This is a genomic window from Bacillus luti (assembly GCF_001884105.1).
In the GTDB taxonomy this organism is placed as follows: Bacteria; Bacillota; Bacilli; order Bacillales; family Bacillaceae_G; genus Bacillus_A; species Bacillus_A luti.
This window is the reverse complement of record NZ_MACI01000026.1, coordinates 18496-33204: the sequence shown is the minus strand read 5'-3', so window position 1 is coordinate 33204 and position 14709 is coordinate 18496. Positions and strand designations below refer to the sequence as shown.

Genomic DNA, 14709 nt, shown 5'->3' with positions numbered 1-14709 from the left:
AGTAACTGAAAATAAACAATTGACTTTTTTCTTAAAATTCAATATGTTCATAAAAACATCTGTTTTTCATAAGTATAATTAACCTGATTGCTTTGGAATTTGGGAAGGAGAATGTAGCTTTGAAAACATTAGAACTACAAGAGCGTTTAACGGAAATTTTTCAGCATTTACATGAAAACCCTGAAGTGAGTTGGAAAGAGTATGAAACGACAGCATATATTACTAACTTTTTAAAAGAAGAAGGAATTTCATATAAAATATTTGATGATTGCCCAGGTGTAATCGCTGAGATTGGTACTGGGAATCCGGTTATCGCAATTCGTGCTGATATGGATGCACTTTGGCAAGAAGTGAATGGAGAATTTAAGGCGAATCATTCGTGTGGTCACGATGCTCATATGACAATTGTAATGGGGCTTATTTTACAATTAAAGAATATGAGATGGAAAAGCGGTACGGTTCGATTTATTTTTCAGCCGGCAGAGGAAAAAGGAAATGGCTCTTTAAAGATGGTAGAGAAAGGCGCTGTGGATGATGCTGATTTCTTATTTGGTGTTCATTTAAGGCCGATTGAAGAACTACCTTTGAAACAAGCTGCCCCATCTATTCGTCACGGAGCAGCCGGATTTTTAGAGGGAACAATTCATGGGGAAGACGCACATGGTGCAAGACCCCACCAAGGTGTGAATGCCATTGATGTCATTTCTATGATTAATATCGGTTTGAAAAATATATGGTTACCACCGCAAAGTTCATATTCAGTGAAAATGACGAGGTGCCAAGCTGGTGGTGATAATCTAAATATTATTCCAGGTAACGGTCATTTCAGCTTAGATGTCAGAGCAGAGAGTAATGTGCTATTACAAGAATTAAAGAAAAAGATAGAGTGTGTAATAGAATCTGCTGCATCGATGGGATCAAAAACTTCATACGAATGGATTGATCTTGCCCCAGGAGCAGAAGTATCAGAAGAAGCAGAGCGTTATATGCGCAAAGGTATTATCGAAGTGTATGGGGAAGAGAGATGTACAGGACCACTCTATACGACAGGAAGCGATGATTTCCATTACTACACAGTGAAGAGACCGCATTTAAAAGCAGTTATGCTTGGACTAGGGGCAAACTTACAACCTGGATTACACCATCCGTATATGAAGTTTGATCATAGTTGTATTATGGATGGGGTAGAAATATTGAAACAAACGGTATTGAAAGTGTTAGAGGACAGGGGCTAGAGAGCTCCTGTTTTTTGTTGTGAATTGTCGAAACGTCGATATATTGAAAAAATCACCTATATAATTTCACGTATCAATTAAGTCGATAAAAAATTGCTCTCTAGTTCATGGTGTATAATAATAAGTACCATTTCTTAATAGGAGAAAATCAATGAACGAACAATATTATGATGCAGTTTTAAATATAAAAACAGTCGGTGAGCAAAAAGGATTTAACAAGTCTATGCACTATCACCGATATGAACCGACGCCATATAGCGGATTAGATGAGTTATTGAATCAATATGAAATAAGAAGTAGCGACCGAATTGTAGACTTTGGATGCGGGAAAGGAAGATTAAACTTTTACATGCACCATAAGTGTGGTGCTTCAGCCGTTGGAATTGAAATGAATGAAGAGTTTTATAACGAAGCGATGGTTAATCGTGATCGGTATGCGCGAAAGGCACGAAACAGTAAAGATAAAATTGGGTTTGAATGCTGTTTAGCACAGGAATATGAAATTGATCCACGTGATAACCGATTTTATTTCTTTAATCCGTTTTCAGTACAAGTGTTTATGAACGTAGTAAATAACATTTTGCTTTCGGTAGAAGAAACGGGGAGAGAAGTGGATATTATTTTATACTACCCTTCTGAAGATTATATTTTCTTCTTGGAGAATCAGACTGCGTTTGAATTGAAGAAGGAAGTAAGGTTGCCAGGTGCTTATGAGAAGAATGGGAATGAGCGGTTTTTAGTTTATAGATTGGAGTGCTAGTGTATGGGGGCTTGGGGAGTAGCGATATTATCAGATGATATCGCTAAAGATATTCAGTTGATTTATAAGGATTTGTTAGGAAATGAATATTCAAATGAAGAAGCAAGTAGGATTGTAATTGAGGAATATCAGACTGAACTAGATGATGAAGAAATACTGGTTTTTTGGTTAGCATTTGCTTACATACAATGGAAGTTAGGAAGGCTTCAAGAGAATGTTAAACAGGAGGCATTGCAAATAATAGAGGGTGGTGAAGATTTAGCACGGTGGAAGGCTGAACCTAAATTGCAGAGAAAACGTGAAGTAGTCTTAAATAAACTTAGGGAACAGTTACACTCTCCGCAGCCACAAGCTAAAAAAATACCGAAGAGATTTATAGCAAATACTTCTTTAAAAGCAGGTGATGCTGTTAGTTACAAATTAGTATCGGGGAAGTATATTATTCTGAAAGTCATCGAGATTATTCAACAGTGGTATGGGGATCGATATCCTCTATTTGAAATATGTGATTGGGAAGGGAAAGAGATTCCTTCAAAAGAACAAATTGACCAATTAGATTTAAAGAAAAGGATTTATGAAGATGGAGAGCAGGAAATAATTAAGCTTGCTATTTATCCTTCAGGAAAAAGAGATAACCCAGAAAAAAGAATACAATTAGTAGCAGAAGATGTAAATGTAGTATTAGATATAGAACCACCGTATGATTTAATATGCTGGAAGGAATTTGACGACCATTTGCATACAATGTAATAAAAAAAACGCGCAACCTATTGGTAGCGCGTCTTTTTTATTAGTTACGGATTAAGTAATCAAATGCACCTAAAGCTGCGTTTGCACCTGAACCCATAGAGATGATGATTTGTTTGTACGGATTATTTGTACAGTCACCTGCAGCAAACACTCCTGGTACGTTTGTAGCGCCATGCTTGTCTGTTACGATTTCACCGCGAGCGCGTTCAACAGTTTCGCCTAACCAGTCTGTGTTTGGCACAAGACCGATTTGTACGAATACACCTTGTAATTCAACGTGATGAACTTCTTCAGTTTCACGATCGATGTAAGAAATACCGTTTACTTTGTCAGTACCAGTAATTTCTTTCGTTTGAACGTTTTTCAGAACAGTTACGTTTGGTAAGCTGTTAAGACGCTCTTGTAATACAGCATCAGCTTTTAATTCTGGCATGAACTCAAGAACAGTTACGTGCTTAACGATACCCGCTAAGTCGATAGCTGCTTCGATACCAGAGTTACCGCCACCGATAACTGCTACGTCTTTTCCAGTGAATAATGGACCGTCACAGTGTGGGCAGTATGCTACACCTTTATTTTTGAACTCAGCTTCACCTGGTACGCCAACGTTACGCCAGCGAGCACCTGTTGAAACGATTACGCTCTTACTTTTCAGAATAGCGCCGTTTTCAAGTTCCACTTCAATAAGTTCTTTTTTCTCTAAACGTTTCGCACGTTGTAGATTCATTACATCGATGTCGTATTCTTTTACGTGCTCTTCAAGACTTGCTACTAGCTTAGGACCTTCAGTGCGTTTTACGCTGATGAAGTTCTCAATGCCCATAGTATCCATTACTTGACCACCGAAGCGCTCAGCAACGATACCAGTGCGGATGCCTTTACGTGCTGCATAAATTGCTGCACTAGCACCAGCAGGGCCGCCACCAACAACAAGAACATCGTATGGATCTTTATCAGAAAGCTCTGATGCATCTGGACCGTTACCCATTTTAGCTAAAATTTCTTCAAGTGTCATACGACCGCTTCCGAAAGATTCGCCGTTTAGATAAACAGTTGGTACTGCCATGATGTCTTTGCTTTCTACTTCCTCTTTGAATGCAGCGCCATCAATCATAGTATGTGTAATACCAGAGTTAAGAACGCTCATTACGTTAAGAGCTTGTACAACATCAGGACAGTTATGACAACTTAGGCTGATATAAGACTCAAAATGATATTCGCCTTGAATGTTTTTAATTTGATCGATTAATTTTTGTTCAACTTTTGGAGCGCGTCCACTTACTTGTAGTAAAGCTAACACTAATGAAGTAAATTCGTGTCCTAATGGAATACCAGCGAATACGACACCAGTGTCTTCACCAGGGCGGTTTACGCTAAAGCTTGGTGTTCTCTCTAATTCAACTTTTTCTACTGTAATCTTAGATGACATAGTAGCTAATTCGTCTACTAGAGCTAACATATCTTTAGATACGTTGTCGTCTCCTGCGCTTACTTTAAGTAAAATATCGTTCTCCATTAACTGAAGGTATTGGGATAGTTGTGTTTTTATATCTGCATCTAGTATCATTTTGATCGAACTCCTTAGATTTTGCCTACAAGGTCAAGGCTTGGTTTAAGTGTAGCAGAACCCTCTTGCCATTTAGCTGGGCAAACTTCACCTGGGTTGTTACGTACGTATTGAGCTGCTTTAATTTTGTTAACAAGAATGCTTGCGTCACGGCCGATACCGTCAGCATTGATTTCCATAGATTGGATAACGCCGTCTGGATCGATGATGAATGTACCACGAGCAGCAAGACCTTCTTCTTCCATTAAAACGTTGAAGTTTGTAGTGATTGTGCGAGTTGGGTCACCAATCATGATGTACTCGATTTTGCCGATAGTTTCTGAGCTATCATGCCATGCTTTGTGAGTGAAGTGAGTGTCTGTAGATACAGAGTATACTTCAACGCCTAAATCTTTAAGAGTTGCGTATTGGTTTTGTAAGTCTTCAAGTTCAGTTGGACAAACGAATGTGAAGTCAGCTGGGTAGAAACAAACTACACTCCATTTTCCTTTTAAACTTTCGTCAGTAACTTGGATAAATTCTCCATTATGGTAAGCATTAGCTTTAAACGGTTTTACTTCTGTGCCGATTAATAACATATTAAAATTCCTCCTAAATGTTGGTTGTGAGCATCAAAAAATAGTGTGCTCATAAAATATATTTTTTAATTAACTATAATAATTCTAATTCGATATTAATTATCATATAGAATTGGTTATTTTGTCAAGAGAATAAACCAACTTTATACCAATTTAATTAATATTTATTCTCAATTAAGGGTGTTAGGGAATAAAAAGGTAATTTACATGCCATAAATTTTTGATGAGTGTTTGAAAGAGTAGTGTGTATGTTAGAGATATGGTGTAAGTATAAGTTCTTCGGGAGGAAATATTTCTTAGAAGTTTTGGATTTGAAAGGAACTGCTTATTTCTATTTTACAAAGAATTGTGCGATAAATAAAATAAAATGAATCGGAATCTTTGTGAACAATTTTTGTCATCCAAAATATATAATTAAGAAGTATATTGTAAGGATAATTAGAAACATTGACTCAAAGTACTAACAAGATATAATAAAACCTAGATATACATTTCAAAAAGAAGAATATATATTATAGGATAAAACAGTTCATCTACTATTTTTTACGGCTTTTAGAAAACGCTTACAATTAGTGTGGAGGGGAAACCATGTCTAAGTTCACGAAGTATTTTTTAATGGAAGCTAAAGATGTGATTGCATATGTGAAAGAGAAAGTGCCTAAGTTTGAACAGGCAAAGGGGTTACAGTGTAAAGAAATAGGTGATGGCAATTTAAATTATGTGTTCCGCGTTTGGGATGAAAAGGAGAACATTTCCATCATCGTAAAGCAGGCTGGGGATACAGCCCGTATTTCAGATGAGTTTAAGTTGTCGACGAATCGAATCCGTATAGAATCGGATGTTTTACGATTAGAGGGTGAATTAGCACCTGGACTGGTGCCAGATGTATATTTGTTTGATAGTTTGATGAATTGTTGCGTGATGGAAGACTTATCAAATCATACGATATTGCGCACAGCACTTATAAATCATCAAATGTTTCCAAAGCTTGCAGATGATTTAACTACTTTTATGGTAAATACTCTTCTATTAACATCAGATGTTGTAATGAATCATAAAGAGAAGAAGGAACTTGTGAAGAGTTATATAAATCCTGAATTATGTGAGATTACAGAGGATCTCGTATATTCAGAGCCATTTACAAACCATAATAAACGTAACGAGTTGTTTCAATTAAATGAAGGATGGATTAGGGAGCATATTTATAGTGATAAAGAGCTTCGTATGGAAGTAGCGAAGCTTAAATTTTCTTTTATGACGAATGCGCAGGCGCTTATCCACGGTGATTTACATACCGGTTCTGTTTTTGTGAAAGGTGATTCTACAAAGGTTATTGATCCTGAGTTTGCTTTTTATGGGCCTATGGGATATGACATTGGGAATGTAATGGCGAATTTAATGTTCGCTTGGGTGAATGCAGATGCAACGATGCCGCTTAGTGCTGAGAAAGATACGTATATGGATTGGCTACAAACTACAATGGTAGAGGTAATTGATTTATTTAAGAAGAAGTTTTTAGATGCTTGGGATATTCATGTGACAGAGATTATGGCGAAGGAAGAAGGCTTTAACGAAGTTTATTTACAATCTGTATTAGAGGATACAGCGGCAGTGACAGGTCTTGAGTTAATTCGTCGTATTGTTGGATTAGCGAAAGTAAAGGATATTACTTGTATTGGGAATGATGAAGCACGTGCTAGAGCAGAGCGAATTTGTCTTCAGGCCGCGAAGAAATTTATTCTAGAAGCAAATCAATATAAAACAGGTAGCAGTTTTGTAGAAACGTTAAAACAACAAATGCATAGCACGAAGTAAGGGGAGAAGATGATGGCAGAGCAATTAATACCCATTCAGTGGAAAGATGATGCTTTAGTATTATTAGATCAAACAGTATTACCGAACGAAGTAGTCTATGAATCTTTTAAAACGGCTGAGGGTGTTTGGGATGCGATTCAAGTAATGAAAGTACGAGGAGCACCGGCAATAGGTGTTTCAGCAGCCTATGGTGTGTATCTAGGGGTAAAGGAATTTGCTGAAAGTACGGTAGAAAGATTTATGGCTGAAGTAAAAAAAGTATGTGCATACTTAGCGACATCAAGACCGACGGCAGTAAATCTATTTTGGGCGCTTGAAAGAATGGAGAATATAGCGACGGCGAATACTCACTTATCAATCTCGCAGTTGAAAGATAGATTACTAGAAGAGGCAAAAGAGATTCATAGAGAAGATGAAGAAATTAACCGTCAAATTGGAGAACATGCATTAACATTATTCCATGATGGAATGGGAGTATTAACACATTGTAATGCAGGTGCGTTAGCGACGACTAAGTATGGTACTGCGACAGCTCCAATGTACTTAGCGAAAGAAAAAGGATGGGACTTAAAAATCTATTCTGATGAAACGCGCCCTAGATTACAAGGTTCAACGTTAACGGCATTAGAACTACAGCGAGCGGGAATTGACGTCACTGTCATTACGGATAATATGGCAGCTATGGTCATGTCACAAGGGAAGATTGATGCGGTAATCGTTGGATGTGACCGTGTAGCAGCAAACGGTGATGTAGCAAATAAAATTGGAACATTAGGTGTATCTATTTTAGCTAAATACTACAACATTCCATTTTATGTAGCGGCACCAACACCAACGATTGATTTAAAAACACAAACAGGAAAAGGAATTCCAATCGAAGAAAGGGATGCCTCTGAAGTAATTAATCGCTTCGGACAATATTCTGCTCCGAAAGAAAGCAAAGTATATAATCCAGCATTTGATGTTACGCCACATGAAAATGTAACAGCGATTATTACGGAAAAAGGGATTGTAAAAGCACCGTTTACGGAGAATTTAAAAAAGCTATTTCAATAAGTAGATAAATCTAAAGTCAGTCATCACAAGCTTCATACTTAGGGGGATATATATGTTATTACAAAAAGAAAGAGAAGAGATTGTAGCGTACGGAAAGAAAATGATTTCTAGCGGTTTAACAAAGGGGACAGGAGGTAACATTAGTATTTTCAATCGTGAACAAGGTCTTGTTGCGATTAGCCCAAGTGGTTTAGAGTATTATGAAACAAAGCCTGAAGATGTAGTTATATTAAACTTAGATGGTGAAGTAGTAGAGGGAGAGAGAAAACCATCAAGTGAACTAGATATGCATCTTATTTATTATCGAAATCGTGAAGACATAAATGCGCTTGTGCATACACACTCTCCTTACGCAAAGACGATCGCATCATTGGGCTGGGAGCTTCCTGCTGTATCATATTTAATTGCTTTTGCAGGCCCAAATGTTCGCTGTGCGCCATATGAAACATTCGGTACGAAGCAATTAGCAGAGGCTGCTTTTGAAGGGATGATTGATCGACGTGCCGTGTTACTTGCCAATCACGGTTTAATTGCTGGTGCAAATAATATAAAAATGGCGTTTACTGTTGCGGAAGAGATTGAGTTCTGTGCGCAAATTTATTATCAAACGAAAAGCGTCGGAGAACCGAAGTTATTGCCAGAAGATGAGATGGAGAATTTGGCGAAGAAGTTTGAAGGATACGGACAGCAGTAGAATAAAAACACCCTCAAGAAAAGTTCTTGAGGGTGTTTCTTTACGCTTTTTTAAGCAACAAATACATAAAGTAAGGTGCACCAATTAAAGCGACGACAATACCTGCTGGGATGCCATTAGGATCAACGATATTTCGTCCGATTGTGTCTGCTAATAGCAATAGCCATCCGCCAATTAAAAGGGCGATAGGCATGAAGATTTGATGCCTTGGTCCGACTAAGGATTTTGCGATGTGAGGAGCCATCAGCCCGATAAAGCTAATTCCTCCTGTTACGGAAACAGCTGCAGCGGCAAGTGCAACGGCTGCAACTAATAGGTATCTGCGTTCTTTTTCAATTTCAATTCCAACACCGATTGCGACTGGTTCGTTTAACGCTAAAATGTTTAATCGATTTGCTTTATAGAAAACGAACGGAATTAATATGATTAACCATGGGAGCATTGCTAGAACGAAGATCCAGTCATCCCCCCAAATATTTCCGGCAATCCATTTTGAAATAAAGTCTACCTTCATACGATCTGCGGATGAAATAAGGACAATCATCGTTCCAGATAGTGCAAATGCAAAACCGATACCAGTTAATGTTAATCGTATTGGTTGAAGTCCAGTTGATTTACTATATGAAAATACGTAAATTAGAACAGCTGTTAGAAATGCCCCGATAAATCCAACGACAGGTAGTAAGTAAAGAAATGAACCTACATCTATTGGAAAGTATAAAAAGAAAATAGCAACAGCAACACCGGCCCCAGAGTTGATACCGAGAATACCAGGTTCAGCTAAATCATTTCGGGTAATTCCTTGTAGAATAGCCCCTGATAAAGCGAGAGCCATACCAGCTAATAATGTAATGACAATTCTAGGTAGTCTTAAAGAGTATAAAACGAACTCCTCTTTAAAAGTCCCTTGTCCCATTAACGTTGGGAGTAGTCGATCATAAGATAAAGATGCTGAACCGAGCCCCATTCCAATTACAATGGTTGTGATGGTCACTATAAGTAAAGCGAGTATAATAAGACGTTGTTTTCTTAGAATAGATGGCATCATGAGAATGTTTTTCCTCCTTTACGTACAATGAATAGGAAGAATGGTAACCCTACAATTGCGACAATAGCGGCAACTGGTGTTTCGTACGGAGCGTTAATGGTACGTCCGATTGTATCTGCAAGTAGCATAAAGGAAGCTCCAGCAATTGCTGACATCGGTATAACAAATCGGTAATCAGGTCCAACAATTGGACGTACCATGTGAGGTACCATTAAACCGATAAATGCCATATTTCCGACAAGGGCTACAGAAGCACCAGCAAGTAAGATAATAATGATAAATAAAATGGTTTTAATGAAGATAATTTTTTGACCTAGTCCAATAGCTACTTCTTCACTGAAACTAAGAACTGTCAATTTTTTTGCTAGTAAGATAGCGATAAAGATACTAATTGAAATGACTGGAATAATAACTTTTAATTGGCTCCAAGTTGTTCCAATTACGCCCCCAGCAGTCCAAAGTGATACATCTTGTGAAATTTTGAAGTAAATGCCAACTCCTTCTGAAATTGCGAGTAGAAATGCCGAAACGGCAGCACCAGCTAATACAATTCGAAGAGGGGAGAGCCCGCCTTTTTTCACCATACCAATTCCAAATACCATAATTGCGCCAACTGCAGCACCGATAAAGCAAGCTAATGTTAAGTAAAGATAGCTGATGGAAGGGTTGAAAGCAAGTGTTAGTGCAAGCGCAGCATTTGCTCCACCAGATAGCCCTAATAATCCAGGATCTGCAAGTGGGTTTCGTGTTAATCCTTGCATAATTGCTCCAGAAACAGCAAGTCCAGCTCCTACAAAAATAGCAGCAACTTCACGTGGCAAACGTATTTCGCGAATAATAGATATTTTGTCTCCTTTAGCGGAGGAAGTGAGTGCTAACCATACGTCTTTTATTGAAGTATCTGCAGCACCTAATACCATTGCAACCATAAAAATAAGAAAGAATGCAATTATGCTTAAAATTAATTTGTATGTAAAAGCTATAGAACGTGTATTGTCATGTTCTTTTGTCATTCGTTTCACATCTTTTCTGTTCATAGAATAAAGGAAGAGGAATTCTTAAATTAAGAATTCCTCATGTTTGTATTATTTACCAAGAAAGCTCTTCTTGAAGAAGTCTAGTTGGAAATCTAATGTAAGTGGATCATTGAAATAGAATTCCATCATGTTTGCTTCGTATACGCGATTATTTTTTACTGCTGGGATGTTTTTGTATGATTCTGTCTCTTGGAATGAGTTATCAGTATCTTTGTTTTTACTTACGATTAAGTAATCACCAGCAAACTCAGGTAATACCTCAGTAGATAATGCGTAGTAACCTTCTTTTAATGCTTTTTCTTTTACTTTTTCAGGCATTTTTAATTTCATTTCTTGGTATAGAATTTCTGTTCCGCGGCCCCAGTTCTCGCCGTATACATAAAGCTGTTTGTTGAAGTTTTCTACAACAGAAACTGTTGCATCTTCACCAATTTTTGCTTTAATTTCTTTACCAGCGTCTTGTGCACGTTTCTTGAAGTCATTAACCCAAGTTTTTGCTTCTTTTTCTTTGTTTAATAACTTACCGATCTCTAAATGTTGTGTTAAGTAATCAACTTTTCCGTAAGTGTATGTTACAGTAGGAGCGATTTTCTTTAACTTATCGACATTTTTAATATTTGATAAACCAATGATTAAATCTGGATTTAGTTCAGCGATTTTTTCAACATTTTCATCTGATACTTCAGCAACATCTTTAAGTTTGCTATCAAAGCGTGGGTTTTGTTTAGACCATGAATCTACCCCAACAAGATTTACACCTAATGACATTACGTTACCAGCGAATGATGATAAAACAACAACGCGTTTTGGATTTGCAGGAACTTCTACTTTACCATTTTCAGATTGGTATGTAATTGTTTCTGATTTACTACCTTTTGCATCGTTCTTTTTGTCTGTAGAGCCATTGCTACAAGCACTCATAACAAGAACGAAAAGAACAGTTAGTGAAATAAATAACTTTTTCATCGTCTTTCTCCTTTAACATAGATGATATGTGTATACAATAATTTGCTTAACTGCAATCTTTTTGAAAGAGTAGTGGTAATGCAAAATGTTTATTAAAAATCTTGAATGTGAGATTTCACAATATAGTATTAACCATATTAATAAAAGAAGATGTAATCTCAAATTTGCTAATTATTAACAAATTGATAATGATTATCACTATTGATTCTTTAAATAATATAATTTTATATAGGTGTATTGTCAATAGTAATTTTGATTGTAAATTTTGAAGAAACAGGTTATATTTTATTGAGAATGATAATCAATGATTAGTAGCTGAGGAGTGAGCACGAATGAATCGAGAAGAATTGTTTGATGTAACTGTGATAGGCGGAGGACCTGCAGGGCTTTATTCAGCTTTTTATAGTGGACTCAGAGAGATGAAAACGAAAATAATAGAATTTCAACCACAGCTAGGTGGAAAAATACATGTTTATCCAGAGAAGATGATTTGGGATGTAGGTGGACTATTGCCAGTTACAGGTGATAAATTAATTGAACAACTTGTACAGCAAGGGCAAACATTTAAGCCAGAAGTTGTATTAAATACAAAAGTAGAATCGATTATTCGTAATGAAGATGGCACTTTTACATTAAAAGCAAGCGATGGAAAAGAACATTATTCAAGAACAGTTATTGTCGCAACTGGTAGTGGTATATTGAAACCGCAAAAGTTATCAATTGAAGGTGCTGAGCGATTTGAAGTATCGAATTTAAATTATACAGTTAAATCTTTAAAACGTTTCAAAGATAAAACAATCATTATTTCCGGCGGCGGAAATTCTGCCGTTGATTGGGCAAATGAATTAGAACCAATCGCGAAAAAAGTGTATTTAACATATAGAAAAGAAGAATTATCTGGTCATGAAGCGCAAGTGAAACAACTAATGAACAGCTCAGCGGAGTGTTTCTTTAATACATCGATTACAAAATTAATTGCTGGTGATAATCATGAAGCGATTGAATATGTAGAATTAACGAATCACGAGACAGGTGAAGTTTCTCATTTACCTATTGATGAAGTTATTATTAATCATGGATATGAACGTGACATTACATTATTAGAAAATAGTGAGTTAGACGTTGCGATTATAGATAATTTTTATATTGCAGGGAATGCAAATAGTGAATCCTCAGTAGATGGATTATATGCAGCTGGAGATATATTAAAGCATGATGGGAAATTACATTTAATTGCAGGAGCGTTCCAAGATGCTGGAAATGCTGTGAATAAAGCGAAACAATTTATTCAACCAGATGCAAGCGAGTACGGGATGGTTTCTTCTCATAATGAAGTATTTAAGAAGAGAAATCGAGAGTTAATAAAGCAGATGATGAAATAATTTGTAATAGTAAATAAAACAGAGGGATCTTCTTAGATTCCTCTGTTTTATTTACATAGACTAATATCATTCGATTATTTTTAAACTCAATGTGTCTAATTCAGTGTTCGTTGTAATTAAATCAAGTTTCTTTTCTAAACAATGGGTAATACTACCATCACGTGTATCTCTAAAATATAATGTGCAGTTTAAAAGAGTGGGGTTACAATTATTTTAATGATGTAGTAGTAAAAGGAACTAACGCTAAAAAGATAACGTCTTGGCTTTTTAATATTGGAAATATAATAGTGATGTGTCTTTCATCAGAAAGAAATTGTTCCGTATTTTGATTATACAAATTAAATGATGAAGGAGTGTATGATATATGTTTAATAAGAAAAATAATAAAGGTGCATTTGATAGTAAAAAAATTGAAAAAGAAAATAAAAAGTATCAAAATCGGGCTAGTGCATACTTAGAAGATGAAAGTAAAATACAAACTTTAATACAAAAAGGGATGAAAATATCTCAAAATAATAAAGGTGCTTTAACTGATGTTTGGGATAATCTTCAAGTGTTATTTGAAATGATGAATTGTTGGAGAAAAGGGGAGTATCGGGAAATTTCGAAGAAATCACTTCTTGCTATTGTAGGTGCAATTTTATATTTTGTATCACCAATAGATTTAATCCCAGATTTTATTTTAGGATTAGGGCTAATAGATGATGTAGCGATAATTAGTTTAGCCATTAAACAAGTTAGCAGTGACATTGAAAAATTTAAAGAGTGGAAAAATGAATTGGGTAATGAGGATAATGTTAGTAATTTCGAATGAAATGTTTAGGACCCCCACTTACTTCTCTATTCGAATGACGAGAGATGTAAGTGGGGGTTTTCCTGTTTACTATATTTTCAATCATTATAATAACACCGGTTTCATCAGTTCATAGGACATGAACGTTTTATTTGAAAATCTTCCTAGAAAACAATGAATTTATGTTTTGTTTGCGTGGAACAGGATTCAATTATGCTGTCCCTTTAGCTCTTTCACTAGGAAATGGCATATTTAATGTAGACGCGATGTATTGTTTTCCATGTTTTCGAGCTAATGATTCTAATATTTGGCGGACGCGTTTTGTAAGATGTCCTTGTTTTTTGATAGCCTCACAATATGCGTCATAGAAAGCGTATTTAGCCCAAAGGAAATCATCTTGCTGGAATAAGAAATGATTTTTGTACCATTCACTAATTGTACGGTAACAATTGCTTTCGTGTATTGCTGCGCTTTGAGAAAGAATACGATCAGATAAAGATGTAGTTAAATGAGAAATTGTGTTTTCTGTTTCAACTTGTAATGTTTTTTCTAACATTGTAATGATGTGACGAGTAGCCATGTGTTAACTCTCCTTTGTGTAAATGGGTAATACCATTCTATATTTTAAAAAATTCTTACTATTATTAGTATACAATATATGGAATGCATCTACCTGCTTTTTAAATTGTATTTACAAAATCTTTTTTATTTGTTTACAAAAATAAGGTAAAGTAAGATACAGTATATATGAAAAAATAATAAAGGAATGAACGCATTGTATATAACAGTAGAAGAGGCTGCGGAGTATTTGAATTTACCAAAATCGTATATTGAAGAGTTAATTCAGCAAAAGAAAGTTCGTGCGCTATTCGATGGAGAACAATATTTATTAAATAAAGAACAATTCAATACACATTTAGAACAAATGGAGAAATATAAACAATTAGTGGAAGAAATATTAAACGAACCAATTCCAGAAGATATGGATGTTAAAGACGAGGACTAAACGTTGGGAAATCCCGTATGAA

The 14709-nt window shown here is 36.0% G+C and carries 15 protein-coding genes; 9 read left to right on the top strand and 6 right to left on the bottom strand.

Annotation, left to right across the window (positions count from 1 at the left end; translation table 11 throughout):
- The first annotated feature begins 119 nt into the window (after positions 1-119).
- From BAQ48_RS07055 to BAQ48_RS07045, 3 genes are all read left to right on the top strand, one after another.
- Positions 120-1235 carry a M20 peptidase aminoacylase family protein gene (locus BAQ48_RS07055; RefSeq protein WP_071710529.1) on the top strand — a complete coding sequence of 372 codons (1116 nt, stop codon included), beginning with the start codon at positions 120-122 and terminating at the stop codon, positions 1233-1235.
- Between the two features lie 151 nt (positions 1236-1386).
- On the top strand, positions 1387-1995 hold the full coding sequence (locus tag BAQ48_RS07050) for an SAM-dependent methyltransferase (protein ID WP_071710528.1): 609 nt from the start codon (positions 1387-1389) through the stop codon (positions 1993-1995).
- A gap of 3 nt (positions 1996-1998) precedes the next feature.
- A complete protein-coding gene (locus BAQ48_RS07045; protein ID WP_071710527.1) occupies positions 1999-2745 on the top strand; it encodes a hypothetical protein in 747 nt (248 codons plus the stop codon).
- Between the two features lie 40 nt (positions 2746-2785).
- Here BAQ48_RS07045 and ahpF read toward each other — a convergent pair whose 3' ends face one another.
- Complete coding sequence (ahpF, locus tag BAQ48_RS07040; protein ID WP_071710526.1) at positions 2786-4312, bottom strand: alkyl hydroperoxide reductase subunit F; 1527 nt, start codon at positions 4310-4312, stop codon at positions 2786-2788.
- A 14-nt stretch (positions 4313-4326) separates the two neighbouring features.
- Positions 4327-4890, bottom strand: coding sequence for an alkyl hydroperoxide reductase subunit C (ahpC, locus tag BAQ48_RS07035; RefSeq protein WP_000924420.1), 564 nt, complete (start codon positions 4888-4890; stop codon positions 4327-4329).
- Positions 4891-5478: 588 nt separating this feature from the next.
- Here ahpC and mtnK point away from each other — a divergent pair.
- The 3 genes from mtnK to BAQ48_RS07020 are packed head-to-tail and all read left to right on the top strand — an operon-like array spanning position 5479 to position 8455.
- Positions 5479-6705, top strand: coding sequence for an S-methyl-5-thioribose kinase (mtnK, locus tag BAQ48_RS07030; protein ID WP_071710525.1), 1227 nt, complete (start codon positions 5479-5481; stop codon positions 6703-6705).
- Positions 6706-6714: 9 nt separating this feature from the next.
- On the top strand, positions 6715-7761 hold the full coding sequence (gene mtnA / locus BAQ48_RS07025; protein WP_084064455.1) for an S-methyl-5-thioribose-1-phosphate isomerase: 1047 nt from the start codon (positions 6715-6717) through the stop codon (positions 7759-7761).
- Positions 7762-7813: 52 nt separating this feature from the next.
- Complete coding sequence (locus BAQ48_RS07020) at positions 7814-8455, top strand: L-fuculose-phosphate aldolase (protein WP_000926562.1); 642 nt, start codon at positions 7814-7816, stop codon at positions 8453-8455.
- A 40-nt stretch (positions 8456-8495) separates the two neighbouring features.
- Here BAQ48_RS07020 and BAQ48_RS07015 read toward each other — a convergent pair whose 3' ends face one another.
- The 3 genes from BAQ48_RS07015 to BAQ48_RS07005 are packed head-to-tail and all read right to left on the bottom strand — an operon-like array spanning position 8496 to position 11506.
- Positions 8496-9503, bottom strand: a complete 1008-nt coding sequence (locus BAQ48_RS07015; protein WP_071710523.1) for a FecCD family ABC transporter permease — start codon at positions 9501-9503, stop codon at positions 8496-8498.
- Positions 9500-10540 (bottom strand): FecCD family ABC transporter permease, encoded by a 1041-nt coding sequence (locus BAQ48_RS07010; RefSeq protein ID WP_002017353.1) that lies wholly within the window; start codon positions 10538-10540, stop codon positions 9500-9502. The genes BAQ48_RS07015 and BAQ48_RS07010 overlap by 4 nt, the downstream gene beginning before the upstream one ends.
- Before the next feature lie 48 nt (positions 10541-10588).
- Positions 10589-11506 carry an iron-hydroxamate ABC transporter substrate-binding protein gene (locus tag BAQ48_RS07005; RefSeq protein ID WP_071710522.1) on the bottom strand — a complete coding sequence of 306 codons (918 nt, stop codon included), beginning with the start codon at positions 11504-11506 and terminating at the stop codon, positions 10589-10591.
- A gap of 332 nt (positions 11507-11838) precedes the next feature.
- On the opposite strand from BAQ48_RS07005, the gene BAQ48_RS07000 reads away from it, so the two are divergent.
- Positions 11839-12888, top strand: a complete 1050-nt coding sequence (locus BAQ48_RS07000) for an NAD(P)/FAD-dependent oxidoreductase (RefSeq protein ID WP_071710521.1) — start codon at positions 11839-11841, stop codon at positions 12886-12888.
- A gap of 364 nt (positions 12889-13252) precedes the next feature.
- Positions 13253-13702, top strand: a complete 450-nt coding sequence (locus BAQ48_RS06995) for a YkvA family protein (protein ID WP_071710520.1) — start codon at positions 13253-13255, stop codon at positions 13700-13702.
- Between the two features lie 190 nt (positions 13703-13892).
- On the opposite strand, the gene BAQ48_RS06985 is transcribed toward BAQ48_RS06995, so the two are convergent.
- On the bottom strand, positions 13893-14261 hold the full coding sequence (locus BAQ48_RS06985) for a hypothetical protein (protein WP_000235480.1): 369 nt from the start codon (positions 14259-14261) through the stop codon (positions 13893-13895).
- Between the two features lie 186 nt (positions 14262-14447).
- Here BAQ48_RS06985 and BAQ48_RS06980 point away from each other — a divergent pair, with 186 nt between their 5' ends.
- Positions 14448-14687 (top strand): helix-turn-helix domain-containing protein, encoded by a 240-nt coding sequence (locus BAQ48_RS06980; RefSeq protein ID WP_000993177.1) that lies wholly within the window; start codon positions 14448-14450, stop codon positions 14685-14687.
- Positions 14688-14709: the final 22 nt, after the last annotated feature.